Here is a 22,688-nt window from a genome sequence, read left to right as displayed (position 1 = left end):
GGCGGGTGCCCCGAGTGTTGGGGCGCCCGGACTGGAACCTGCGCTTCGCAGCAACGAGCCAAGCAATATTTGAAGAGGTAATGCGGTAAATGAGCGGCGACTTCCTCGCGCTGGCGCAGGCCGGTGTGCAAAAACTTTCGCCTTACGTTCCCGGCAAACCGGTGGACGAGCTGGCACGTGAACTGGATATCGATCCGGCTCGCATCATCAAGCTGGCCAGCAATGAAAATCCGCTGGGCGGCAGCCCCAAGGCGCTATCAGCGATTCGTGATGCACTGGCCGAATTGACCCGTTACCCCGATGGCAACGGCTTCGACCTTAAACAGCGGTTGTCCGAGCGCTGCGGTGTCCAGCCGAATCAGGTCACGCTGGGCAACGGTTCCAACGACATTCTTGAAATCGTCGCGCGCGCCTACCTGGCCCCCGGACTGAACGCGGTGTTCAGTGAACACGCCTTTGCGATTTACCCGATCGTCACTCAGGCCGTGGGCGCCGGTGCCCGTGTGGCGAAAGCCAAGGATTGGGGGCATGACCTCACAGCGATGCTCGCGTCCATCGACAGCCACACCCGGGTGGTGTTCATCGCCAACCCGAACAACCCAACCGGCACCTGGTTCGGCCCCCAGGCGCTGACCGATTTCCTTGCTGCCGTGCCCGAAAACGTGCTGGTTGTGTTGGACGAGGCCTACATCGAATACGCCTCAGGTTCCGAGCTGCCAGACGGCCTGAGTTTTCTGGCCGATCATCCGAATCTGCTCGTCTCGCGCACGTTTTCCAAAGCCTACGGGCTGGCGTCGTTGCGCGTGGGATACGGCCTGTCGTCGCCGGTCGTGGCGGATGTGCTGAACCGCGTTCGTCAGCCATTCAATGTGAACAGCCTTGCGCTGGTCGGCGCCTGCGCCGCATTGGACGACGTTGAGTTTGTTGCAGAAAGCCGTCGCCTGAACGAAGCCGGCATGGCTCAGCTGGAGGAGGGCCTGCGTCGAATGGGCCTGGGCTGGATTCCGTCCAGGGCCAACTTCATCGCGGTGGATCTGGGCCGAGAAGCCGCTTCGGTTTACGAAGGTTTGCTGCGCGAAGGCGTGATCGTTCGGCCGGTGGCAGGTTACGGCATGCCTAACCACCTGCGGGTCAGCATTGGATTGTCTGCCGAGAACGACCGCTTCCTTGAGGCCTTGAGCAAGGTTCTGGCGCGTGGTTGATGTCACGGCAGTGCAATCGACTGCGCCTATGATCGGCCGCCTGGTGGTGGTCGGCCTCGGTTTGATCGGAGGTTCGTTCGCCAAGGGCCTTAAAGAAAGCGGCCTGTGTCGCGAGGTGGTCGGCGTCGATCTCGATCCACAGTCGCGCAAGCTGGCCGTCGAACTGGGTGTCGTCGATCGCTGTGAAGACCTTGCTACCGCCTGCGTCGGTGCCGATGTCATTCAATTGGCCGTGCCGATCCTGGCCATGGAAAAACTGCTCGGCGTACTGGCAACCCTCGACCTGGGTGATGCTGTGCTGACGGACGTGGGCAGCGCCAAGGGCAATGTCGTGCGCGCCGCCCGTGAGGTGTTCGGAACGACGCCCGCGCGCTTCGTGCCAGGCCACCCGATTGCCGGTTCCGAGCAGAGCGGGGTCGAGGCGTCGAACGCGCAGCTGTTCCGCCGTCACAAGGTCATCCTCACGCCGCTGCCTGACACAGATCCCCAGGCGTTGGCATTGGTCGATCGCATGTGGTCTGCGCTGGGGGCCGATGTCGAACATATGCAGGTCGAGCGACACGACGAAGTGTTGGCCGCGACCAGTCATCTGCCTCACTTGCTGGCGTTTGGTCTCGTGGACTCGCTGGCCAAGCGTAATGAAAACCTCGAAATCTTTCGCTACGCCGCGGGCGGTTTCCGTGACTTCACCCGTATCGCCGGAAGCGACCCGGTGATGTGGCACGACATCTTCCTGGCCAATCGCGAGGCAGTGCTGCGTACGCTGGACACCTTCCGCCACGACCTGGACGCGCTGCGCGATGCGGTGGATGCGGGCGATGGCCATCAGTTGCTCGGTGTGTTCACCCGGGCCCGGGTCGCGCGGGAACATTTTGGTAACATCCTCGCGCGCCGCGCCTATGTCGATAAGGCCGCCGCCGACCACCTGACCTTTGTTGGTCAGCCGGGCGGTAGCGTCCGAGGGAAGATTCGTGTGCCAGGCGACAAGTCGATTTCCCATCGGGCGATCATGCTGGGCTCACTTGCGGAAGGCACCACCGAAGTCGAAGGCTTCCTTGAAGGCGAAGACGCGTTGGCGACCTTGCAGGCCTTTCGCGACATGGGCGTGGTCATCGAAGGTCCGCACCACGGTCGGCTGACCATTCATGGTGTCGGCCTCAATGGGCTGAAGCCTGCGCCCGGTCCGATTTACCTGGGCAACTCCGGCACGTCGATGCGCTTGCTCGCTGGCTTATTGGCTGCCCAGGGTTTCGACAGCGTCCTGACGGGAGATGCGTCATTGTCCAGACGTCCCATGGACCGCGTGGCAAAGCCGCTGCGTGAAATGGGCGCCGTGATCGATACCGCTGCGCAGGGCCGACCGCCGCTGACCATTCGTGGGGGGCAGTCCCTCACAGGCATCCGTTATGTGATGCCTGTGGCCAGCGCGCAGGTCAAATCCTGCCTGCTGCTGGCCGGGCTGTATGCCGATGGCACGACAACGGTGACCGAGCCTGCCCCCACCCGCGATCACACCGAGCGGATGCTCCGTGGTTTCGGTTATCCAGTAGGCGGCAACGGTGCGACGGCGTCTGTCGAAGCGGGTAGCACACTCAAAGCGACGCGTATCGAAGTGCCGGCCGACATCTCTTCTGCGGCGTTTTTTTTGGTGGCGGCATCAATTGCCAAGGGCTCAGATCTGGTGCTTGAGCACGTGGGCGTCAACCCGACGCGCACCGGCGTGATCGACATTCTGCGCTTGATGGGGGCAGACCTGTCGGTGCAGAACCTGCGGGAAGTGGGTGGCGAACCGGTGGCCGACGTGCACGTGCGTCACGCCCCGCTCAAGGGTGTCGTGATCCCTGCGGCCCTGGTGCCCTTGGCCATCGACGAGTTTCCAGCGATCTTTATAGCCGCTGCCTGTGCCGAAGGGCGTACGGTGTTGCGGGGGGCGCAAGCGTTGCGCGTCAAGGAGTCCGATCGCATCCAGGTCATGGCCGATGGTCTGGTCGCTTTGGGCATCAAGGTTGAACCCACCGCCGATGGCATCATTATTGAAGGCGGTAAGCTCGGTGGGGGCGAAGTCAATGGCCATGGCGATCATCGTATCGCCATGGCGTTCAGTATTGCGTCGTTGCGCGCGTCAGCTCCGATCCGTATCCGGGACTGCGCCAATGTGACGACTTCATTCCCCAATTTCCTGGCGCTGTGCGGCCAGGTGGGTATTCGTGTAGCGCAAGAGGGGCAATCGTGAAAGTTCAAGCTCCGGTCATTACGATCGACGGACCAAGCGGTTCCGGAAAGGGGACGGTGGCGGGTCTGCTGGCCAAGCGTCTAGGGTGGTGCCTGCTGGATTCAGGTGCGCTGTATCGACTGCTGGCATTCGCGGCCCGTAATCATGGGGTCGACCTGACCAACGAAGAAGCGCTCAAGCTGTTGGCCGCTCACCTGGACGTGCAGTTCGAGGCGGCGACTGGCGACCACGGCCAACGCATCATCCTCGAAGGCGAAGAAGTGACCCTGGCCATCCGCAATGAGCAGATCGGCAGTGGCGCTTCGCAGGTGGCTTCACTGCCGGCAGTGCGCGAAGCTTTGCTCCAGCGCCAGCGCGCGTTTCAGGAGTTTCCGGGCCTGATTGCGGATGGGCGAGACATGGGAACAGTGGTGTTCCCCGCGGCGCCGCTGAAGGTTTTCCTGACGGCAAGTGCCGAAGAGCGTGCCCGACGCCGATATTTGCAGTTGAAGGCGAAAGGGGACGATGTTAGTCTGTCGAGTCTGCTAGATGAGATACGTGTCCGCGACGAGCGCGACACCCAGCGAGCGGTAGCCCCGCTCAAACCGGCGCATGACGCCATCCAGCTGGATTCCACCGAATTGTCCATCGAGCAGGTGCTGGAACGCATCCTGAGTGAAGTCGCACTTCGCGATCTTGCTGGATGATCAAGGAGCCATGTGGGAGACCAGTCACAGTCCCGCAGGCTTCCTTTCATATGAACGAAACCCACGTTGTCTGGAGCGTGGCAGATAGGCGGATTCTTCGCCTTTATCAACAGGAATTAAAATGAGCGAAAGCTTTGCAGAACTCTTTGAAGAAAGCCTGAAAACCCTCAATCTTCAGCCGGGTGCGATCATCACCGGTATCGTTGTCGACATCGACGGCGACTGGGTTACCGTACACGCTGGCCTGAAGTCCGAGGGCGTCATCCCGCTCGAGCAGTTCTACAACGATGCTGGCGAACTGACCATCAAGGTCGGCGACGAAGTACACGTTGCGCTGGACGCGGTTGAAGACGGCTTTGGCGAAACCAAACTGTCCCGCGAAAAAGCCAAGCGTGCTGAGTGCTGGATCGTTCTGGAAGCCGCTTTCGCAGCCGAAGAAGTGGTCAAGGGCGTTATCAACGGTAAGGTTAAAGGCGGCTTCACAGTCGACGTTAACGGCATCCGTGCGTTCCTGCCAGGTTCTCTGGTTGACGTTCGTCCAGTGCGCGACACCACGCACCTGGAAGGCAAAGAGCTGGAATTCAAGGTCATCAAGCTGGACCAGAAGCGCAACAACGTTGTCGTTTCCCGTCGCAGCGTCCTGGAAGCCGAGAACAGTGCCGAGCGCGAAGCTCTGCTGGAATCCTTGCAGGAAGGTCAGCAAGTCAAAGGTATCGTCAAGAACCTCACCGATTACGGCGCATTCGTCGATCTGGGTGGCGTCGATGGCCTGCTGCACATCACCGACATGGCCTGGAAGCGCATCAAGCATCCATCGGAAATCGTCAACGTTGGCGATGAGATCGATGTAAAAGTCCTGAAGTACGATCGTGAACGCAATCGTGTTTCCCTGGGCCTGAAGCAGCTGGGCGAAGACCCATGGGTTGCTATCAAGGCACGTTACCCAGAAGGCACTCGCGTGACCGCGCGTGTCACCAACCTGACCGACTACGGCTGCTTCGCAGAGCTGGAAGAAGGCGTGGAAGGCCTGGTACACGTTTCCGAAATGGACTGGACCAACAAAAACATCCACCCTTCGAAAGTCGTACAAGTCGGCGACGAAGTGGAAGTCATGGTCCTGGACATCGACGAAGAGCGTCGTCGTATCTCCCTCGGCATCAAGCAGTGCAAATCTAACCCATGGGAAGATTTCTCTGGCCAGTTCAACAAGGGTGACAAGATCTCCGGCACCATCAAGTCGATCACCGATTTCGGTATCTTCATTGGTCTGGACGGCGGCATCGACGGCCTGGTTCACCTGTCCGACATTTCCTGGAACGAAGTGGGCGAAGAAGCCGTACGTCGCTTCAAGAAGGGCGACGAACTCGACACCGTCATCCTGTCGGTTGATCCAGAGCGTGAGCGCATCTCGCTGGGTATCAAGCAACTGGAAAGCGATCCGTTCTCCGAGTACGTCACTGTCAACGACAAAGGCGCTATCGTTCGCGGTACTGTCAAGGAAGTTGACGCCAAAGGCGCCATCATCACCTTGGCCGATGACATCGAAGCGACTCTGAAAGCCTCCGAAATCAGCCGTGACCGCGTTGAAGACGCGCGTAACGTTCTGAAAGAAGGCGAAGAGATCGAAGCGAAGATCATCAGCGTTGATCGCAAGAGCCGCGTGATCAGCTTGTCCATCAAGTCGAAAGACGTTGAAGACGAGAAAGAAGCGATTCAGAGCCTGCGTAGCAAGCCTGAAACCGCTGAGAACACAGGTCCTACCACGCTGGGTGACCTGCTGCGTGCTCAAATGGAAAAACAGAACTGAGTTCTGTCTGACCATTAAAAAAAGGGCGACTTCGGTCGCCCTTTTTTGTGGCCGACTGTCCGGTGGAGACGATCATCCGGGGTCGTTGAGGAAAAAACAGATCCGGTTGAGCCCCTCGTATTGACAAGGGTTGCACGGTGTAATGGCCTGTTGCCTGAAAGCGCTGTTCACATAACTGGAAACATGGGCTGTTCAAAAACCTCTTGTCGTGCTAAAACCTTCAAAGCGCTTTACCTAGCTGCTTGAAAAAGAAGGGAAAAATATGACGAAGTCGGAGTTGATCGAACGAATTGTCACCCATCAAGGACTGCTCTCATCCAAAGATGTGGAGCTGGCCATCAAGACCATGCTTGAGCAGATGTCGCAATGCCTTGCCACAGGCGACCGTATCGAAATACGGGGCTTTGGCAGCTTTTCCCTTCACTACCGCGCACCTCGCGTTGGTCGCAATCCTAAAACCGGGCAATCGGTCAGTCTCGACGGCAAGTTCGTCCCTCATTTCAAACCTGGCAAAGAGTTGCGCGATCGGGTTAATGAAGACGAGGAGGACGGTCACGAGCACATGGAGCACCGGCACGCATAACAAGTCGATGGAGTTCTCGATGCGAAACCTTAGACGCTTCCTGTTTTTTGTCGTCGTCCTGCTCATCGTCGCAGCGACGGTCGTTTTCATGCTGGAAAATCAACAGCCTGTGGCGTTGGTGTTCTTTGGCTGGGCAGCACCTGAATTGTCGGTGGCTGTGCCGGTGATCCTCGCGCTGTTGCTCGGAATGCTGATCGGCCCTTTTCTAGCATGGGTTACCCGGCTGCGCAGAAAGCCAAACGCTTCACGTCTCGCTTGAATGTCGCGGCCATAGGCCGCGTGAGTTCTCATTCGCCTATACACCACGCTCCGTACGTAACGACTCGTTTGCCTGCTCGCGAGGAAAATGCCCTCGATTTCCGATCAGTAGATGTATTCCCAAATGCTTCCGAAATCTCTCGCAAAACCTTGATGGCTGAACCCTGAAATCAAGACGGTTAAGCTGCGCCGCTTTTCGGGCACAGGATCGACAGGGAAGCTCATGATATATCCAGACGTCATCCACCACGGCGCGGGCGAGGGTGTGACGGGTTCGTGCCACCAGTTGCAGCTGGACGCCGCCCACAGCGTCTTGATCGACTGCGGATTGTTTCAAGGATCTGAAGCAGACCACACCGCACATGTCGGGACGTCTGCCAATGCCGTCGGCTTCAACATCGAAACCCTGAAGCTGCTTATCGTCACCCATGTCCATGCTGATCACGTGGGCCGCATTCCGCATCTGCTCGCTGCAGGCTTTAAAGGACCTATTCTGTGCAGCGAACCTTCTGCGAGGCTGCTGCCGCTGGTCCTTGAAGATGCCTTCAGGATCGAGCTGGGGGGCGACAAGCTGCAGATCGCACGCTACCTGAAGTTGATCGATGAGCGTCTCATCGCGGTTCCCTTTGCCGAATGGTTCAGCGTGGTCAATACGCCAGAATTGAGCTGCCGTATCCGGTTGCAGCGCGCCGGCCACATTCTCGGATCGGCGTTCGTCGAATGCGATGTGGATTATCCCTGTGAGAAGCGTCATCAGCGTGTGGTTTTCTCCGGTGATTTGGGCTCATCCCACACCCCGATTCTTCCAGACCCCCGACCACCTGAACGCGCCGACCTGCTCGTACTGGAAAGCACCTACGGCGATCGCCTTCACGAAGACCGAACGACTCGCCAAGCTCGTCTCGAAGCCGTCATCGACAAGGCATTGGCCGACCATGGGACCGTGTTGATCCCGGCGTTCAGCGTGGGCAGGACTCAAGAACTGCTTTATGAAATAGAAGACATTCTGCACCGTAAGGCGTTGCCGGGCCCCGACCAGATCGACCCCTCGACGGATGCTACGCTGCCGGTCAATTGGCCGCAGTTGCCGGTGATTCTCGACTCGCCGCTGGCCAGTCGATTGACTAAGGTGTATCAGGCGTTTGATGACCTCTGGGATGAAGAGGCCGCCGAACGACTCACCCTCGGTCGTAAGCCTTTGGGTTTCAGGCAACTCATCACCCTCGACAGCCACGCGAAGCACCAGCAAACGTTGAATTACCTGGCAAGCACAGGGCGCCCGGCCATCGTCATTGCCGGTCACGGAATGTGCGCAGGAGGGCGAATCGTCAATTACCTGAAAGCCATGCTAGGCGATCCTCGGCACAACGTCGTATTTGTGGGCTACCAGGGAAAGGGCACGCCCGGCGCAGCCATTCAAACCTATGGCCCGAAAGGGGGGTACGTCGAACTCGATGGGCGGCGTTATGAAATAAAAGCCGGTGTTGAAACCCTCGGCGGCTATTCAGCCCACGCCGATCGGCAGGCATTAGTGGATTTTGTCATGGGCATGAATGTGCTCCCTGCCGAAATTCGCCTGGTGCACGGTGAGGCGCGAGCCCGAAAAATGCTAAAACAAGCGCTCGAAAGCCGTTGCGCCGAACGAGCATATCGTCCCATCGTCGTTGAGCAACACCCAGTGCCGTGAAATCGCTATATATCTATTTGATCGGATGGGCAGCGTGGTTAAAACATTTGAGACGTGGTTCTGCGTTTCAAAGATAATTACGCCTCAGTGATTAACAAAACTGGATTTTTACTGCCTAACCCTCGCCTCAAGCTGTTGTGCGCGAGGGTAGCGCGCAGCCCGAAGGATGGGCTGCTTCATACTGAACAGAGGAACCTCCGGGTTTTTTCGTCGCATAGGTTTTTACACATGAATCCCGACTATCCCGTTATTCAGACCCGTTGCTTCAAAGCCTACGACATCCGCGGACAGGTCCCTAACGATCTGGATGCCGATATCGCCTATCGGATTGGGCGCTCCATGGTGGTGGAACTGGGTGCCAAAAATATCGTGGTCGGCAGAGACATGCGTCTCGAAAGCCCGTCCCTCGCCCAAGCCTTGACTCAAGGCATTCTGGACGCCGGCGCGGACGTGATCGACATCGGCTTGTGCGGAACCGAGGAAGTCTATTTTGCGACCAGTCACTATGCCGCTGATGGCGGGGTGATGGTCACGGCCAGTCATAATCCGAAGGGTTACAACGGCATGAAGCTGGTCCAGCGTGAATCCCGCCCGATCAGCGGTGATACCGGTCTGGATGCCATTCGCCAACGGGTCGATGCCGGCGATTTTGGCCCCGTCGCCTCGCAACCCGGCAGCGTCCGATCCGCTCCGGACAAAGACGCGTACATCAAGCATTTGCTGACGTATGTCGAAGGTGCAGAACTGCGCCCCCTAAAGATCCTGGCCGATCCGGGCAATGGCGCGGTCGGCCCTGCGCTGCAGGCTATCAAGTCGCAGCTGCCTTTCGAATGGGTGATCATCAATGCCGAGCCGGATGGCAATTTTCCGAATGGGGTGCCCAACCCGCTGTTGCCCGAGAATCGCAGCATCACGCGCGATGCGTTGCTCGAGCACAAATGTGATTTGGGACTCGCTTGGGATGGCGACTTCGACCGCTGCTTCTTCTTCGATGAGCAAGGCCGTTTTGTCGAGGGCTACTATCTGGTAGGCCTGCTCGCGGAAATGCTCCTCAAGCAGCACCCCGGTTCGAAGATCATTCACGACCCACGCCTGACCTGGAACACCATTGATCAGGTGAATCTGGCGGGCGGTACGCCGGTGCTGTGCAAAACCGGTCATGCGTTCATCAAAGAGCGCATGCGCAAGGAAGATGCGGTCTACGGTGGCGAGATGAGCGCGCACCACTATTTCCGCGACTTCGCGTATTGCGACAGCGGCATGATTCCGTGGCTGCTCGTCACCGCGTTGATGTCGGTCTCCGGCAAGTCTTTCTCGCAACTGGTAGACGAGCGCATGGCGGCTTATCCGTGCAGCGGCGAGATCAACTACAAGGTGACGGATGTCAAGGGGATCATCAGCAAGGTGCTGGAGCATTACACGCCGACCTGTTCGAACATCGACAAAACGGACGGCATCAGCCTTGAATTTCCTGAGTGGCGCTTCAATCTGCGCGGCTCTAATACCGAGCCGTTGCTGCGTTTGAACGTCGAGAGCCGACGCGATCCGCAATTGGTAGAGGCCAAGGTCAAGGAAATCGAGTCACTACTCAAGGCCGATTGAGGCGAGGGCAGCGGGGTGGCTTGGGCCTCAGCACAGGGCACCACCGCTGCAAACGTGGTTGAAGTAATAGTGATAGCTGAAGAAACGCAGCCGACCTTTTTATAACGGAACAAAGATGAATCATTGGTGGTTAGCGGTCGCCGTTATCGGCTGTTCTTTCGCGTTTACCTATTGGCTTCGACGCTATGCATTGCACAAGAGTCTGCTGGACATCCCGAACGGCAGAAGCTCCCACACTGTTCCGACCCCACGCGGCGGCGGTGTGGCCATTGTTGTGAGTTATCTCTTGGCCTTGGCAGTGCTATATGGCGAAGGCGTACTGAAGTTACCGGATTTTGCAGCAATGGGAGGGGCAGGTCTTGCTGTTGCGGCCCTTGGTTTTCTGGACGATCACGGGCATGTGGCAGCGCGGTGGCGTCTATCAGGTCATTTCCTTGCGGCCGTTTGGGCCTTGTCCTGGCTAGGCGGTTTGCCGCCGGTCAGTCTGTTCGGTGCGACGCTGGAATTGAGCTGGCTGGGCCATGGGCTGGCAGCGCTGTATCTGGTGTGGTTGCTGAATCTCTACAATTTCATGGACGGCATTGATGGCATCGCCAGTGTAGAGGCGGTCTGCGTATGCCTCGGGGCTGTGCTGCTCTATGTATTGGGCGGCCATGCCGAGTTGATCTGGCAGCCGCTACTGCTGGCGGCTGCCGTACTCGGCTTTCTGATCTGGAATTTCCCGCCTGCGAAAATCTTCATGGGCGATGCCGGAAGCGGCTTTCTCGGCATCACGCTGGGGGTATTGTCGTTGCAGGCGGCGTGGATTTCCTCGCAGTTACTGTGGGCATGGCTTATTCTTCTGGGGGTTTTCATCGTAGACGCTACAGTTACCCTCATCCGTCGCCTCGTCCGAGGAGACAAGATCTATGAGGCTCACAGAAGTCATGCTTACCAATTCGCTTCGCGCAAATATGGCAAGCATCTTCCAGTGACGTCCGCAGTCGGTGTAATCAACCTGTTCTGGCTTTTGCCGGTCGCTATCGCGGTGACGCAGTTTGGTATGGATGGGGTCGTGGGTCTCATCGTCGCTTATGTCCCGCTGGTGATCCTGGCGCTCGGTTTCAGGGCCGGGGAACTTGAAAGAGGCTAAACGCTTCCTGCGGGTAATAGGCGGGTGGAATTCTCGCCTCAGGCTGGAATCAAACGCCCCTGTTTCAGGTCGATAGGAGATTGAACTCGTGTTCGAGGGATGCATGGAAAAGTTGCGCGTCATGTTGCTTGCGTTGCCGCGTCGGCAAAAGCGGATCATTCAGGTGGCGGCGGACGTTTGTCTGGTCTGGCTCGCGCTGTGGATGGCCTTCGTGGTGCGTCTGGGCATCGATGACCTTATCAATCCGCTGGCTGTTCACACCTGGCTGTTCATCAGCGCGCCCGTCATCGCCATCCCTCTGTTCATCCGCATCGGTATGTATCGCGCCGTCATGCGCTATTTCGGCAATGACGCGCTGGTGGCGATCATCAAGGCCGTCAGCCTGTCCGCCCTGATACTGGGCGTTGTGGTCTACCTCTACAGCAACCATCAGCACGTCGTGCCGCGTTCGGTGATGTTCAACTATTGGTGGTTGAGCCTGGTGATGATCGGTGGTCTTCGTCTCGCCATGCGCCAGTATTTCCTTGGCGACTGGTTCTCAGCGGTGCAGCACGTGCCATTTGCCACGCGCGACGATGGCTTGCCGAAGGTAGCGATCTACGGCGCAGGCGCGGCCGGTAACCAGTTGGTGGCGGCACTGCGGATGGGGCGGTCAATGCGCCCTGTGGCTTTCATCGATGACGACGACTCGATTTCCAACCGGGTCATTTCAGGACTGCAGGTCTACAAGCCCAAACATATTCAGCAGATGATCGACGTCACCGGAGCGCAGGAAATTCTGCTGGCGATTCCCTCGTCCGCCAGAGCCCGTCGTCGAGAGATCCTCGGTTTCCTTGAAGGCTTTCCGCTGCATGTGCGCAGCGTGCCGAATTTCTCCGATCTGGCTGCTGGCCGAGTGCAGGTCGATGATCTGCAGGAAGTCGACATCGCCGACTTGCTGGGCCGGGATGCGGTCCCTGCGCAGGAAGAGCTCCTGGAGCACTGCATCAAGAATCAGTGCGTGCTGGTGACAGGCGCGGGCGGATCGATCGGTTCGGAGCTGTGCCGTCAGATCATTCTGCACAAGCCCACCACGCTGTTGCTGCTGGACCACAGCGAGTTCAACCTGTACACGATCCTCTCTGAGCTGGAACGACGTATCGCGCGGGAGTCCCTGAAGGTCAAAGTGCTGCCGATTCTGGGGTCCGTGCGCAATCACGCCAAGCTATTGGACGTCATGAAGACCTGGCGAGTGGACACGGTCTACCACGCCGCTGCCTACAAGCATGTGCCGATGGTCGAGCACAATATTGCCGAAGGGGTGATCAACAATGTGGTCGGCACGCTGAACGCAGCGCAGGCCGCGTTGCAGGCGGGCGTTTCCAACTTTGTTCTGATCTCGACCGACAAGGCCGTGCGCCCGACCAATATCATGGGTAGCACCAAGCGCCTGGCCGAGCTGATTTTGCAGGCATTGAGCAGGGAAACGGCGCCAGTGATGTTCGGTGACCGCGCCAATGTGCATCAAGTCAACAAGACTCGGTTCATCATGGTGCGATTTGGCAACGTGTTGGGCTCGTCTGGCTCGGTGATTCCGCTGTTCCATTCGCAGATCAAATCTGGGGGGCCGCTGACCGTCACGCACCCTAAAATCACCCGCTACTTCATGACTATCCCCGAGGCTGCACAACTGGTGATCCAGGCAGGCTCCATGGGCCAAGGCGGTGACGTGTTCGTACTCGACATGGGCGAACCGGTGAAGATCATCGAACTGGCCGAGAAAATGGTCCATCTGTCCGGCCTGAGCATTCGCTCGGAAAAGAACCCCCACGGGGATATTTCCATTGAGTTCACCGGTCTGCGACCGGGCGAAAAGCTCTACGAAGAGCTCCTGATCGGCGATAACGTGGCGGTGACCCGTCATCCAATGATCATGAGCGCTCAAGAGGATCATCTGCCGTGGGACGCCTTCAAGCACAGCCTGACGCTGCTGCTCAAAGCACTCGATGACGACGACTATGACAAGGTGCGCCAGATCCTCGGCGACACCGTCAGCGGTTATGCGCCAGAAGGCGAGATTGTCGACTGGATTCACCAGCAGCGCCGACATGAGCCCTGAGGCTGACACTTCCGCTTACGCTGTCCTGTCAATTCGCGAGCCGCTGTAAGGCCCCGTATTTCGCGGGCTGGCGGGCGCTACACATTCAGTCACCCATCCCCGCATTGACCCTCCACGGTCATCGACTAGGTTTGGAAAGCAGCTCAGGAATGCTGTTTCCCAACCCACGATGTCATGGAGAGAGTTACTCATGCGTATTTCCTATCTGTCGTCCCTCCTGTTTGGCTTGCTGGCCAGCACCGCTGTCGCCGTCAATGCGGCACCCACCCCGGCCACGCCTTCCAATCCGGCACCGGCGCTCGCCGCACCTGCCGAACAGGGGGGTAAAATCAATCTCAACACCGCCACGGCCGAAGCGTTGCAAAAAGCGTTGTCGGGTATCGGTGCAGCCAAAGCAGAAGCGATTGTGGCTTATCGCAGTGAAAACGGTGCGTTTACCTCGGTGGATGAGCTGATTGAAGTCAAAGGGATCGGCAAGGCTTTACTGGACAAGAATCGGGAGAAGCTCGCTATCGACTAACCTCTGCATGACGTTAGAAAGGCCGATCATTGATCGGTCTTTTTTTTGCGTGGCCTTCCTGAAGGATTTGTTACGGATCACAAAATGCGTGCTTGACAGGAAAAATGTCGCTCAACATATAATTTCTTAAATTATGAGCGTAATATGCGCTCGTCGCTATCCTCACTGTCCACGGAGTCCCCCCATGAGCACGAACACCATTCAAGGTACAGCCCTGATCACCGGCGCTTCTTCAGGTATCGGTGCCACGTATGCGAATCGCCTGGCCAAGCGCGGATACGATCTGTTGCTGGTCGCCCGCGATCAGTCGCGACTCGAGACGCTCGCCGCTGATCTGCGTAAGACAACTTCCGCCAAGGTCGAAGTGCTCAAGGCGGATTTGACCGACGCTTCGGATGTTTCCGCCGTCGAGCAGCGTCTGCGTAACGATGCCTCAATTACGTTATTGCTGAACAACGCGGGTGTGGCCACCAATAGCGCTTTGGCAGAAGCCGACCTGAACGAGGTCGATCGTCTCATCCAGTTGAATATCGTGGCGCTGACTCACCTGGCCTCGGCCGCAGCGGCCGGGTTCGTGGCGCGGGGGCGCGGTGCCATTGTGAACATCGCCTCGGTGGTGCCGATGATTCCCGAACGCTTCAATGCCGTGTACACCGCCAGTAAGGCCTATGTGCTGAGCCTGACCCAGTCGTTGAACGCCGAGATCAGCGACAAGGGTGTTCAAGTCCAAGCGGTCATGCCGGGAGCCACACGCACTGAAATCTGGGAGCGCGCGGGCATGGACATCAACGCGTTTCCGGCTGAAATGGTCATGGACGTGAACGAAATGGTCGACGCTGCGTTGGCCGGGTTCGACCAGAAAGAGCTCGTGACCATTCCATCGCTGGCGAACGTTGCGGACTGGGACGCCTTCGTCAACGCACGCCTGGCGCTGGGCCCGAACCTGTCGTTGCAGCACGCAGCAGCACGTTACAAAACGCCAGGCGCTTGAGATCGCGTCTGGCCTACGCACTGAAAGTTGAAAGGGTGAACGCATGAGCGAACGTCGCATTGTAGTGACGGGAATGGGGTTGGTGACGCCTTTGGGCACCGGGGTCGAAGCTGTTTGGCGCCGGTTGCTTGAGGGGCGCTCTGGCATCGTCCGTTTGTCTGACGAAACCGTGGCCGATTTGCCCGGCAAGGTGGGCGGTATCGTGCCGTTGCTGGCCGACGATCCCGAGGCGGGGTTCGATGCCGACGCCGCCGCTCCACCAAAAGAGCAGAAGAAAATGGACCGCTTCATTCTGTTCGCCCTTGCAGCGGCTCAAGAGGCCGTCAAGCAAGCGGGTTGGGCGCCTTCGACAGAGGAGGAGCGGGAGCGCACGGCGACGATCATCGGCTCCGGTATTGGCGGTTTCGTATCGATTTCGGATGCGGTGCGTACCACGGATGCGCGAGGCCCGCGCAGGTTGTCGCCGTTCACCATTCCTTCGTTTCTGGTCAACCTCGCGGCAGGGCATGTGTCAATCCAGCACGGTTTCAAGGGGCCACTCGGGGCCCCGGTTACAGCGTGTGCGGCCGGTGTACAGGCGATTGGCGATGCCGCGCGGATGATTCTGACTGGCGAAGCCGACGTCGCCATTTGCGGCGGTGCGGAAGCCTGCATCGACCGCGTCGCGCTGGGTGGCTTCGCAGCGGCGCGTGCGTTGTCCAGCGACTTTAACGAGACGCCGGAACGTGCATCGCGCCCCTTCGACCGAGACCGTGACGGGTTCGTCATGGGCGAGGGTGCCGGCATCGTCGTCATTGAAACCCTGGAACACGCGCTGGCGCGTGGCGCGAAACCCATCGTCGAGCTCGTAGGCTATGGCACCAGCGCCGATGCCTATCACCTGACGGCCGGGCCGGAAGACGGCAGCGGGGCGCGTCGAGCGATGCAGGCGGCGATTCGTCAGGCGGGCATCAAACCGTCGGACATTCAGCACCTCAACGCTCACGCGACGTCCACGCCAGTGGGTGACAAAGGCGAAATGGCGGCGATCAAAAGCCTGTTTGGCGATCAGAACGGCATTGCGGTGACCTCCACCAAATCCGCCACCGGCCACCTGTTGGGTGCTGCGGGCGGCATCGAGGCGATTTTCACGGCGTTGGCCCTTCGCGATCAGATCGCGCCCATGACGCTCAATTTGAACAACCCGGACGAGGCGGCGGCAGGCATCGATATCGTTCATGGCAAGGCGCGCCCGATGGCCATCGAGTACGCCTTGTCGAACGGTTTCGGATTTGGCGGGGTCAATGCCAGCGCGCTGTTCCGGCGCTGGCATCCTTGAGTCAATGAAAAGCCCATGACGGCGACGTCAGGGGCTTTTTACATCAGGCTCCGGCAACTTGCTGCTTGAGCTGATCGCGGGTGGTTTGCAGGATGCGCTCGGCCAGCTGCGGATCTTTCGCACTACGGGCGAGCACCATCGCGCCCACCAATCCGGCCATGATCATCACACTCTTGTCGGTGTTTTCCTGATCGGAGGGCATGCCCGCCTGGAGCGTGGACAGCATGCGGTTAATCAGTTCGTCGGTGATCTCGCTTGGCTGGCCACGCTGGCCCAATTCCGACGACATGGTGGTCAGCGGGCAGCCCTGTTCCGGTTGTGTCCGGTGTTCAGGCGCCAGGTACATATCAATGAATGCCGCGGCGGAATTGTCTCCCGCCAACTTGGCGGCCCGTGATTCATTCAGTTGATCGACTGCGCAACGCAGCGCTTTCTCGACCAGGTCATCCTTGGATTTGAAATGGGCATAGAAGCCGCCGTGAGTCAGGCCCAGTGCCTTCATCAAGGGCTGCAAACCGGTAGCGCCAATACCGTCACGACGAAAACGCGAAGCGGCTTCGTGAAGGATGCGCTGGTGGGTTTGGGCTTTATGATCTTCGGCGTAACGCATTGAACGAGCCTCCCGCTTTGGCTCTTGAAATGGTGATCGACATTTTTACACGTATGGTGCGCCGATGCAGTATCCACGTTTCGACCCAGGTTGCCATTGGTCAGAAGGTCACAGGAACGCGCATGCCAGGACGTAATGAATCACTTCGGCCCCATCATCTTCGCCAGCACGTCAGGCCGAGGCGCGCCTTGCTGCTGTTGCAGGTGGCCAGCAGCGTCCTTGTAGAAAATCGACGGGGTGGCTGACAGTCCCATGTCCTCCATCAGCTTCATGTTGGCGTCGAGTTTGGCCTGAATGTCTTTGGGAATTGTGGACATGGCTTTGAGCGTGCTCTTCGGACCTGCCTGCTCGTGTTTTTGCAATGCGGTTTCGGGGTTGTCGTCGGCCAGCAGCGTGGCAGCCTTGGCAGCGCTGTCCTCGCGGATCACGCCGACCATGATGTGGCGCAACTGGACCTTGCCGGATTTGACCCAAGGACGCGCCTGCTCCCAGAACATATTGCAATAGGGGCAGTTGGCGTCGCTGAAGAGGTAGATGATTTTCGGCGCGGTGTTGACGCCGTCGGGGATCCAGGTGCTGTGTTCCATCTGGCCCCACATTTCTTTGCTCATGGGCTCATAAACCAGCTTTTGTAGCGGCGCTTCGCTCAGGTCTGCGCCCTTTTCATCGAACAGATTGCCCGCCAGCACGTGTTTGCCATCGGACGTCAGGTACAGCGCCATGGCCTGTTTCTGGTATTCGGCGGCATAGCCTTTCAAGCCCCCGGGGGCGTCGAACGCGCCTTTGATAGTGGCGCCTTTTGCTTCCATGGCCTTGATCGGCGCTGGCAGCTCTTCGGCCTGCGCCCAGGTGCCTTGCAGTGCGATCAGGCACGCGGCGGTCAAAACGGAAAGTTGCACGAAACTCATGGAATGCTCCTGGAAACAGAGGGCGTGGGGTCGATGATGGTGTCCAGAGCGTGTTTGAGACTGGCGCTGGACAGTTCGCCCGTGTGTGTCCCCGACAAGCGACCGTCGGGGCCGTAGAACAGGGTGGTCGGTAGGGCCGCGGATCCGACGTGTTCGGCCAATCGGCCCTTAGCGTCAAATAGCACGTTGTCCAGATGCAGACCTTGGTGAGCGAAAAAAGTCGCGACCTCATCGGGTGTTTCACCCTGGTTGATGAGGAGAAAGGTCACGTTTGCGTTGGCTTGCTGTGCGGCCTGCAGGACCGGCATCTCGCGGCGGCATGGCGGGCACCAGGTGGCCCACAGATTGACCACCAGTGCCTGGCCTTGAAAGTCGCGCAGGTGCACCGTTTCGCCAGCGGCATTGCGCAGCGTGAGGTCCGGTAGAGGGGCATTCGCTTGCAGGGCGTTCAGCCCGACTCCCGTCAGCCACCCGAACAGTAGACCGCTCGCGACGCCCATCCCCAGCGATTTTCGCAGAGGGGGCCGGGTCCAGCCCCAATACGCTGTACCGATCAGTATCGCGAGGACGCCCGGCCAGACCAAAAAACCGCCGTCGCGAATGTCGAAGATGTTCAGGGGGTGACGCTGATACTGGCTCCAATAGGCGATCACAAAACTCAGCCGCGAGATCATCAACCCGGCGATGAACAGGCCGAAGATCGCGCGCTCAGGATTGACCCCATGCCGACGCCCGGCGATCCAGCCGACCAGCGTGGCTAGCGCCAGCGCGCCGATCAACAGCAAATGACCGACGGCCAGCACGAAAGGGCCCAGCGCGAGACTCAGCACTAGCCATGCTCCCGGGTGGCTTGCCACTGTCGGATGAAACCTTTGTCATCGACTTCGCCGGTGATGCGCCGTTCGCGACGTTCGTTGCCATCAGGGCCGAGCCACAGCAGGGTTGGTGGGCCAGGCACCTGATACCGCTGAAGCAAATGACGGCTGGCGTCGTTGTCGGCGGTCACGTCCAGACGTAGCAGACGTACGCCGTTCAGGGCCTGTATGACATCGGTGTTGCCGAACACGTTTTTTTCCATGACTTTGCAGGAGACACACCAATCGGCGTAGTAATCCACCAGCACCCATTGGCCGCTGGCGTGCGCGTCTGCCAGCTCGCGGTCAAGGGCGGCGGGGTCTTTGAGGGTAGTGAAGGCGTCATGACGCTCGCTGTTCACGCCTGATCGCGACCCGCTGTAAATATTCAGCGGCTGCCAGGGATCATCGCCGCCACCCGCTGCGCCGACCAGCATCATCGTGCCCCACGCGCCAAGTATCAGGCCGACAGGTGTGACGATCAGCGCTGCGCGTTTCAACGTGCGGGTCTGCACCACGGCGCTGTACGCGACGACCAGCAACAGGCCACCGAACAGCGCCAGCCAGAGACTTTCCGCCAGCAGCGGACGGATCATGATCAAGGCTGTGCCCAACAGCAGAAAGCCGAACACGCCCTTGATCAGGTCCATCCACGCGCCCGGTTTCGGCAGGAAACGGTTGCCTAGCGTGACGATCAGCACCAGTGGCAAACCGATCCCGAGCCCCATGACGAACAGCACCAGCGCGCCGTGCAGCGCATTGCCGCTTTGCGCGATGTACAGCAGGGCGCCTGCAAGAGGAGCGGTCATGCAGGGCCCGACCATCAGCCCCGACAGCGCGCCCAGCACACCCGCGCCCATCAGGCTGCCTCCCCGGCGCTGACGACCGGCGCTGTCCAGACGGTCGCGCAGGGACGCCGGCAATTGCAGTTCGAAGAAGCCGAACATCGGCAGCGAGAGAAGGACGAACAGTCCCGCAAAGCTGCCCAGCAACCACGGCTGTTGCAACGTCGCTTGCAGATTACTGCCTAGCAATGCCGCTATCACGCCCAAGCCAGCGTAGACCAGCGCCATGCTCAGCACATAAACCCCGGCCAGCGCGAAACCTCGGCGCGGTCGGGCGCCGCTGCCCACCACCACGCCCGCCAGGATCGGCAGCATGGGCAAGGAACAAGGGGTGAACGCCAGCAGCAGACCCAGGCCGAAGAAGATCAGCAGGCTCCAGCCCAGCGAGCGTTCTTCAAGCGTGCTCGCCAGCGCCTGATCCTCGGCCTGAGCGGTGTCGACATTCGCGGGGAGGCCGCCCAGATCGACGGTCTGACTTTGGGGGGGATAGCACAGCCCGGCATCTGCGCAGCCTTGCCAGCCGATTTTCACCTGGCCGGTGGCGGACGCGGGAATGACCAGTTCCAGCCCTTGGCGATAGACGGGCTGCTGGCCGAAATAGTCGTCGTTGTGGTCTTCGCCGGTGGGGAGCGTGGGTTGCTGATCGAGCTGCAGGCCTTCGAACTTGAGGCGCTTCTGGTACAGGTAATAACCGTCGGCGATCTGCCAATACAAACGGGTTTCCCCTGACTGCAGACGCTCGGAGCTGAACATGAAAGCCTGCCCGACTGGCAGAAAATCAGGCTTTTTGTTGAACAGATCCCCACCCGGCAGCGCTTGCGCCAGCAACGGAAACCAGAGAAACACCAACACCCACAACCTGCGCATGCCCACCCTCAGCTCATTTATCAATGGCGAGAGGCTGAGGGCGAGTGATTAAGCAGTTATTAACGCGGACCGCATCCAGATTCCGATGTATGTGAGATAGCTGGCGCAATGCGGTCCGCGCTCGATGCTGGCGCAGACCGCAGACCGCAGACCGCAGACCGCAGACCGCAGACCGCAGACCGCAGACGCTGCCTTGCCTGCGGCCAGGGACAGGATTTGTGAGGCATAATCCATCCTTAATCGCTCCCTGTTCCAATCGCCTTTTTTTCGAGGCCCGCCATGCACGTATTGCTCTGTGAAGACGACGACCTGATTGCCAGCGGCATTGTGGCGGGTCTGGATGCCCAAGGCCTGACGGTGGACCGGGTGGCGACGGCGTCTGCGGCGCGGGCAATGCTGTCGGCGGCGCATTTTGACGTCATGGTGCTGGATCTCGGTCTGCCGGACGAGGATGGTCTCAAGCTGCTGCGCCAGTTGCGTCAGCAGGGTACCGACATTCCGGTGCTGATCCTCACCGCGCGCGACACCGTCACCGATCGGGTCGATGGCCTTCAGGCCGGGGCGGATGATTACCTGCTTAAACCCTTCGACCTGCGCGAGCTGAGCGCGCGTCTGCATACGCTGGTCCGGCGTATGGCCGGGCGTAGCGTCAACGTCATCGAACATGGCCCGCTGACCTACGACCCCAGCAGCCGGGAAACCCGCCTCGCCGGTCGGCCCGTGGACCTGTCGCGGCGTGAACAGGCGCTGCTTCAGGCTCTACTCAACAACAGTGGCCGCGTGATGTCGAGCGAACAACTCAAGGACTGCGTGTACGGCTTTGGCGACGAAGTCGAAAGCAACGCGCTCAATGTCCACATTCATCACCTGCGCCGCAAACTCGGTGGCGGCATCATCGAAACCGTACGAGGCTTGGGCTATCGCCTGGGCCCCGCCGGTGACCTGCCGGAGCCGCAGCGATGATGAGCCTCAGAACACGCCTGAGTCTGATCCTGGGCTCGGCGTTCATCGTCATCTGGGTGCTGGCGGCCGCATGGATGCTGCGCGACCTGCGCATGCAGATGATGGAGTCTCTGGATCAACGGCTGGAAGCGTCGGCGCGCATGGTGGCCGGGTTGCTCGAACAAATGCAGATGCCCACCGACGGTGATGACAAAATTCTGCACGCTGGCGAGCTGAGCATTCCCAACGGCATGGCCTGTCAACTGAGCTCATTGCGCGGTGAAGTGCTGGCACGCACCGAGAGTTCGCCCGCAGAACCATTGAAGGCTGATTCCAGCGGCTTCGTCGATCAAATGATCAACGGCGAGCATTGGCGCGTTTACACCATGATGCACGGCAACGTGCGGGTCAGCACGGCGGACCGGCAGATCGAACGGGACGCGCTTGGCCACTCGGTGTTGCTCGCGGCGTCGGTGCCAGTGCTGGTGGCGCTGTTCGGCAGTCTGATTCTCGTCTGGTTCGGTATCGGTCGAGGACTCGCACCGTTGAACCGAATGCGCGATGCCTTGAATAGACACAGCGCCGACTCTGTCGAACCGCTGGACGTGCCCAATCTGCCCAGCGAACTGCAGCCGTTGTTGACGAGCCAGAACCAGTTGTTCCAGCGCATCGCTCAGACCCTCGAACGCGAGCGTCGGCTGACGGGAGATGCCGCTCACGAACTGCGCAGCCCGCTGACGGCCATCAAGACCCACCTGCAAGTGGCGCGCATGACCGAGGGCGACAAGCGCGACAGAGCGCTGGCCCATGCGGAAGAGGGCGCCGATCGCATGCACCGCACCCTTGAGCAATTGCTGTTGCTGGCACGGGTCGAGGGCAGTCTGTCGTTCGATGACGGCGTGCAGTGCGACGCCGAGAACGTGGCGCGCCTGGCCATTCACGACGCCAATCATGGCGATGATTCGCGCATCCAACTGACCCTGCCGACGCAATTGTCCACAGCGCCGGTCGAAATGCCGGCGGCACTGGCCGTAGCGGCCTTGCGCAATCTTCTGGACAACGCGCTGCGCCATACGCAAGCGGGGGCGCGGGTCGAGTTGAGCCTGGAAACCTTCGACGGCCATGCGCATTTCCGCGTGAGGGATTACGGGCCGGGCATTCCTGAGCCGGATCTGGACAAACTCACGCAGCGCTTCTGGCGCAATGGCAAAAGCCCCGGCGCCGGTTTGGGCCTGGCCATCGTCCAGGCCATCGTGCAGCGCTGCGATTGTTCGTTGAAGTTCGACAGCCGCAGTGACGGTTTGCGGGTGGAGTTGAGTGTGCCGCTGCGTCGGAATGCGGGTGCGGGGCCGGCGTAATCCTGTCGTAGTCACCCGTCAGAAATCTCTGAATCGACGACCATCCCTCCGACAACCCTTTGATTCTGTTCCTTAATCCCGGACAATCGCGCCCCTTTCCCTGTAGAGAACCGGTCAGGGGCGCTGACTGCCGAGCTTTTCGATGCGCTTTTGACCTTGTAGTTATCACCGGCAACGGAGAAATCGA

19 protein-coding genes are annotated in these 22,688 nt (G+C 59.6%); 15 read left to right on the top strand and 4 right to left on the bottom strand.

Annotation, left to right across the window (positions count from 1 at the left end; genetic code table 11):
- Window positions 1-89 precede the first annotated feature (89 nt).
- From hisC to fabF, 13 genes are all read left to right on the top strand, one after another.
- Window positions 90-1,202: a histidinol-phosphate transaminase gene (gene hisC, locus B3N48_RS10915; protein ID WP_296183294.1), complete on the top strand. Its 1,113-nt coding sequence runs from the start codon at window positions 90-92 to the stop codon at window positions 1,200-1,202.
- A gap of 28 nt (window positions 1,203-1,230) precedes the next feature.
- Window positions 1,231-3,435 (top strand): bifunctional prephenate dehydrogenase/3-phosphoshikimate 1-carboxyvinyltransferase, encoded by a 2,205-nt coding sequence (locus B3N48_RS10910; protein WP_296183290.1) that lies wholly within the window; start codon window positions 1,231-1,233, stop codon window positions 3,433-3,435.
- Window positions 3,432-4,121, top strand: coding sequence for a (d)CMP kinase (cmk, locus tag B3N48_RS10905; RefSeq protein ID WP_296183289.1), 690 nt, complete (start codon window positions 3,432-3,434; stop codon window positions 4,119-4,121). Before B3N48_RS10910 ends, cmk begins: the two co-directional genes overlap by 4 nt.
- 121 nt (window positions 4,122-4,242) lie before the next feature.
- Window positions 4,243-5,928, top strand: a complete 1,686-nt coding sequence (rpsA, locus tag B3N48_RS10900) for a 30S ribosomal protein S1 (RefSeq protein WP_081567543.1) — start codon at window positions 4,243-4,245, stop codon at window positions 5,926-5,928.
- Window positions 5,929-6,190: 262 nt separating this feature from the next.
- The gene (gene ihfB / locus B3N48_RS10895; RefSeq protein ID WP_296183259.1) at window positions 6,191-6,511 is read left to right on the top strand and encodes an integration host factor subunit beta; all 321 of its coding nucleotides are present in this window, start codon (window positions 6,191-6,193) and stop codon (window positions 6,509-6,511) included.
- Window positions 6,512-6,530: 19 nt separating this feature from the next.
- Window positions 6,531-6,770, top strand: coding sequence for a lipopolysaccharide assembly protein LapA domain-containing protein (locus B3N48_RS10890; protein ID WP_296183568.1), 240 nt, complete (start codon window positions 6,531-6,533; stop codon window positions 6,768-6,770).
- Window positions 6,771-6,992: 222 nt separating this feature from the next.
- Window positions 6,993-8,456: an MBL fold metallo-hydrolase RNA specificity domain-containing protein gene (locus B3N48_RS10885; RefSeq protein ID WP_296183254.1), complete on the top strand. Its 1,464-nt coding sequence runs from the start codon at window positions 6,993-6,995 to the stop codon at window positions 8,454-8,456.
- Window positions 8,457-8,684: 228 nt separating this feature from the next.
- Entirely contained in the window at window positions 8,685-10,058 is a 1,374-nt protein-coding gene (locus B3N48_RS10880; protein WP_296183251.1) for a phosphomannomutase, read from the top strand.
- Between the two features lie 115 nt (window positions 10,059-10,173).
- Window positions 10,174-11,190, top strand: a complete 1,017-nt coding sequence (locus B3N48_RS10875) for an MraY family glycosyltransferase (protein ID WP_296183248.1) — start codon at window positions 10,174-10,176, stop codon at window positions 11,188-11,190.
- A 103-nt stretch (window positions 11,191-11,293) separates the two neighbouring features.
- Window positions 11,294-13,288, top strand: coding sequence for a polysaccharide biosynthesis protein (locus tag B3N48_RS10870; protein WP_296183243.1), 1,995 nt, complete (start codon window positions 11,294-11,296; stop codon window positions 13,286-13,288).
- Window positions 13,289-13,478: 190 nt separating this feature from the next.
- Window positions 13,479-13,808 carry a ComEA family DNA-binding protein gene (locus tag B3N48_RS10865; RefSeq protein WP_296183241.1) on the top strand — a complete coding sequence of 110 codons (330 nt, stop codon included), beginning with the start codon at window positions 13,479-13,481 and terminating at the stop codon, window positions 13,806-13,808.
- 184 nt (window positions 13,809-13,992) lie between these two features.
- Window positions 13,993-14,799, top strand: coding sequence for an SDR family NAD(P)-dependent oxidoreductase (locus tag B3N48_RS10860; RefSeq protein WP_296183238.1), 807 nt, complete (start codon window positions 13,993-13,995; stop codon window positions 14,797-14,799).
- A 43-nt stretch (window positions 14,800-14,842) separates the two neighbouring features.
- A complete protein-coding gene (fabF, locus tag B3N48_RS10855) occupies window positions 14,843-16,117 on the top strand; it encodes a beta-ketoacyl-ACP synthase II (RefSeq protein WP_296183235.1) in 1,275 nt (424 codons plus the stop codon).
- A 43-nt stretch (window positions 16,118-16,160) separates the two neighbouring features.
- Here the strand turns inward: fabF and B3N48_RS10850 are convergent, their stop codons facing one another.
- The 4 genes from B3N48_RS10850 to dsbD all read right to left on the bottom strand — a co-directional run bounded on the left by B3N48_RS10850 (window position 16,161) and on the right by dsbD (window position 20,201).
- A complete protein-coding gene (locus B3N48_RS10850; RefSeq protein ID WP_296183232.1) occupies window positions 16,161-16,727 on the bottom strand; it encodes a TetR/AcrR family transcriptional regulator in 567 nt (188 codons plus the stop codon).
- A 140-nt stretch (window positions 16,728-16,867) separates the two neighbouring features.
- Window positions 16,868-17,635, bottom strand: coding sequence for a thiol:disulfide interchange protein DsbG (gene dsbG / locus B3N48_RS10845; RefSeq protein ID WP_296183229.1), 768 nt, complete (start codon window positions 17,633-17,635; stop codon window positions 16,868-16,870).
- Complete coding sequence (locus tag B3N48_RS10840; protein ID WP_296183226.1) at window positions 17,632-18,465, bottom strand: TlpA disulfide reductase family protein; 834 nt, start codon at window positions 18,463-18,465, stop codon at window positions 17,632-17,634. Before B3N48_RS10840 ends, dsbG begins: the two co-directional genes overlap by 4 nt.
- Window positions 18,465-20,201: a protein-disulfide reductase DsbD gene (gene dsbD / locus B3N48_RS10835; RefSeq protein WP_296183223.1), complete on the bottom strand. Its 1,737-nt coding sequence runs from the start codon at window positions 20,199-20,201 to the stop codon at window positions 18,465-18,467. The genes B3N48_RS10840 and dsbD overlap by 1 nt, the downstream gene beginning before the upstream one ends.
- 279 nt (window positions 20,202-20,480) lie before the next feature.
- On the opposite strand from dsbD, the gene B3N48_RS10830 reads away from it, so the two are divergent.
- A complete protein-coding gene (locus B3N48_RS10830; protein ID WP_296183221.1) occupies window positions 20,481-21,164 on the top strand; it encodes a response regulator in 684 nt (227 codons plus the stop codon).
- Complete coding sequence (locus B3N48_RS10825; RefSeq protein WP_296183218.1) at window positions 21,161-22,501, top strand: ATP-binding protein; 1,341 nt, start codon at window positions 21,161-21,163, stop codon at window positions 22,499-22,501. Before B3N48_RS10830 ends, B3N48_RS10825 begins: the two co-directional genes overlap by 4 nt.
- Window positions 22,502-22,688: the final 187 nt, after the last annotated feature.

Origin of the sequence: Pseudomonas sp. UBA1879, assembly GCF_002338065.1 — a bacterium.
Classification (GTDB): domain Bacteria; phylum Pseudomonadota; class Gammaproteobacteria; order Pseudomonadales; family Pseudomonadaceae; genus Aquipseudomonas.
The sequence above is the reverse complement of the archived record's forward strand: the minus strand, read 5'-3'. Positions and strand labels throughout refer to the sequence as shown.